Below are 1,884 nucleotides of genomic sequence, written 5' to 3' on the forward strand. Positions count from 1 at the left end.
AAGATCATCAAAGCGAAAGATTCTAAAACCTCGGCAATCCCAGTTGTTGGCGACCGTGATTCGATCACAGGCGACAGCGTTGTGACACGTGTTGTGACGGTTCGTAATGTCTCGGTTCGTGAGCTATCTCCTCTGCTTCGTCAACTGAATGACAACGCGGGCGCGGGCAACGTGGTGCACTACGATCCTGCAAATATCATCTTGATTACCGGCCGTGCGGCGGTTGTAAACCGTTTAGCAGAGATCATCAAGCGTGTAGACCAAGCGGGTGATAAAGAGATTGAGGTCGTTGAACTAAAGAATGCTTCCGCCGCGGAGATGGTGCGTATAGTCGATGCACTAAGTAAAACCACAGATGCTAAAAACACCCCTGCCTTCCTACAGCCTAAATTAGTTGCCGATGAGCGTACCAATGCAATTCTTATCTCAGGCGACCCTAAAGTACGCAGTCGTTTAAGAAAGTTGATTGAACAGCTTGATGTGGAAATGGCGACTAAGGGTAACAACCAAGTTATCTACCTTAAATACGCAAAAGCGGAAGACTTAGTCGATGTGCTGAAAGGCGTGTCTGACAATCTGCAATCAGAGAAACAAACATCAACTAAAGGCAGTTCATCGCAGCGAAACCAAGTGATGATTTCCGCTCACAGCGATACTAACTCGTTGGTGATTACCGCACAGCCAGACATCATGAACGCGCTGCAAGACGTGATCGCTCAACTCGATATCCGTCGTGCTCAAGTTTTGATTGAAGCCTTAATTGTTGAAATGGCAGAAGGTGACGGCGTTAACCTAGGTGTGCAGTGGGGCAACCTAGAAACGGGTGCCATGATTCAGTACAGCAATACCGGTGCATCGATTGGCGGTGTGATGGTGGGTCTAGAAGAAGCAAAAGACTCGACAACAACTAAAGCGGTTTACGATAAGGATAATAATTTCCTACGTAATGAAACCACGACAGAAAAGGGTGACTATTCAACGTTAGCATCTGCTCTTTCTGGCGTTAATGGTGCTGCAATGAGTGTGGTTATGGGCGACTGGACTGCCTTAATCAGTGCGGTTGCGACCGATTCAAACTCAAACATTCTGTCTTCTCCAAGTATCACGGTGATGGATAACGGCGAAGCGTCGTTTATCGTTGGTGAAGAGGTGCCCGTTCTAACCGGTTCTACAGCAGGTTCAAGCAACGATAATCCATTCCAAACGGTTGAACGTAAAGAAGTGGGTATTAAGCTAAAAGTCGTGCCGCAAATCAATGAAGGTGACTCGGTTCAACTGCAAATAGAACAAGAAGTATCGAACGTATTAGGGGCAAACGGGGCAGTAGATGTTCGTTTTGCTAAGCGTCAGCTAAATACGTCAGTGATTGTTCAAGATGGTCAAATGCTGGTGTTGGGGGGCTTGATTGACGAGCGTGCACTGGAGAGTGAGTCTAAGGTCCCATTCTTGGGTGATATTCCTGTTCTTGGACACCTGTTCAAATCAACCAGTACTCAGGTTGAGAAAAAGAACCTAATGGTATTTATCAAGCCAACCATTATTCGTGATGGCATGACAGCCGATGGTATCACGCAACGCAAATACAACTTTATCCGTGCTGAGCAACTGTACAAGGCAGAGCAAGGCTTGAAACTAATGGATAACGATAATATTCCAGTACTTCCTAAGTTTGGCGATAGCATGAATCATCCTGCTGAAATCCAAGCCTTCATCGATCAAATGGAAGCAGAATAATGGCTGAATTGGTAGGGGCGGCACGTACTTATCAGCGCTTGCCGTTTAGCTTTGCGAATCGCTACAAGATGGTGTTGGAATATCAGCACCCGGAGCGCGCGCCAGTACTTTATTATGTTGAACCTCTGAAATCGGCGGCGATCATTGAAG

1 protein-coding gene and 1 pseudogene are annotated in these 1,884 nt (G+C 46.6%); both read left to right on the forward strand.

The window, feature by feature from the left end; all coding sequences use genetic code 11:
* Window positions 1-1,734 (forward strand): type II secretion system secretin GspD (gspD, locus tag AB4496_RS19820; protein ID WP_372131702.1); only part of this gene is annotated, 1,734 nt, incomplete at its 5' end.
* Window positions 1,734-1,884: pseudogene (locus AB4496_RS19825) on the forward strand (type II secretion system protein GspE); the annotation flags it as partial. The gene gspD and the pseudogene AB4496_RS19825, both read left to right, overlap by 1 nt.

This window comes from Vibrio sp. 10N.222.46.A1, assembly GCF_041473595.1.
GTDB lineage: Bacteria > Pseudomonadota > Gammaproteobacteria > Enterobacterales > Vibrionaceae > Vibrio > Vibrio tasmaniensis_A.